The organism is Bradyrhizobium sp. PRIMUS42 (genome assembly GCF_023006515.1).
Classification (GTDB): Bacteria; Pseudomonadota; Alphaproteobacteria; order Rhizobiales; family Xanthobacteraceae; genus Bradyrhizobium.
Window position 1 is genome coordinate 1 of sequence record NZ_JALBGZ010001233.1, and the last position, 1,082, is coordinate 1,082.

Sequence of the window (1,082 nt, forward strand, 5' to 3'; positions counted from 1 at the left end):
CGAGCGCCCGCAGCACGGTTGCGCCGAGCTGCTGCGGATGAATACCCGACAGCGCTCCCTTGCCGGCCTTGCCGACGCCGCGCGGGGTCCGGCAGGCATCGATGATCAGCGCGTCAGCCATTGGCGTTGTCCTCTTGTTGTGAGTGTTGAGGACGGTTCTGAATAAGGCGGAGAGGAGAGTCAATGCGGGGTGGCCACGCCCTCTCCCGCCCCTCACCCGGATTTTCCGCTGCGCGAAAGCCTCAGCGACGTCATGGCCGGGCTTGTCCCGCCCTCGCCTCGCCGAGGCGGCTTCGGCCACGCAGGCGGGACGAGCCCGGGCAGGACGACTTCTACACGAGGGAAGCGGTCACGCTCCCGCCGCGTTCTTCGCGATCACGTTGCGATAAAAACTGGCGCTGAGTTTCGGCGTGCGGACCTGCGTGTCGAAATTGACATGGTACAGTCCGAAACGCTTGTTCAGCCCATACACCCACTCGAAATTGTCCATCAGGCTCCAGAGGAAATAGCCGCGCACCGGCACGCCCTCATTGGTGGCGCGCTGGAGCTGGGCGAGATAGTTGCGCAGGTACATGATGCGGTCGGTGTCGTAGATCTTGCCATCCGGCGTCACGACGTCGTCGCCGGATGCGCCGTTCTCGCTGATATAGATCGCGTCCGTCTTCCAGATCTTTGCCGCCAGCTTCGGCACCCAATAGAGCGTCTCCGGCCCGACGCGCAGCCAGTCCGAATTCATGTGCGGGAACGATTTCGGGATCGGCAGCGGCATGAAGCCTGCGCCCTGGTCGGAGGCCACCACGTAGTTCTGCGGCGCGTAGATGTTGAGGCCGAGGAAATCGACCGGCGAGGAGATGGTCTTCAGCTCCGCATCGGTGAATTTCGGCGCGTTCGGCCCGGCGAATTTCAGGAAGGCGTCGGTATAGCGGCCCGTCATGATGACGTTGAGATAGCCGGCATTCATTTCGCGGAGCGCAATCTCGGCGGCGCGGACGTTCTCCGGCGTGTCGATCGCAGGGGCGCAGGCATCGACGTTCTCCGCCGGCCCCACTTTGGTGCCACGGCGGCCATGGGCGCGCACCGCC

1 protein-coding gene is annotated in these 1,082 nt (G+C 64.3%); it reads right to left on the reverse strand.

The genetic code is table 11. The annotated features are described in order from the left end of the window. Positions 1–349: 349 nt before the first annotated feature. On the reverse strand, positions 350–1,082 hold a 733-nt coding region (locus tag MOV75_RS39325), incomplete at its 5' end, for a family 1 glycosylhydrolase (RefSeq protein WP_247008217.1).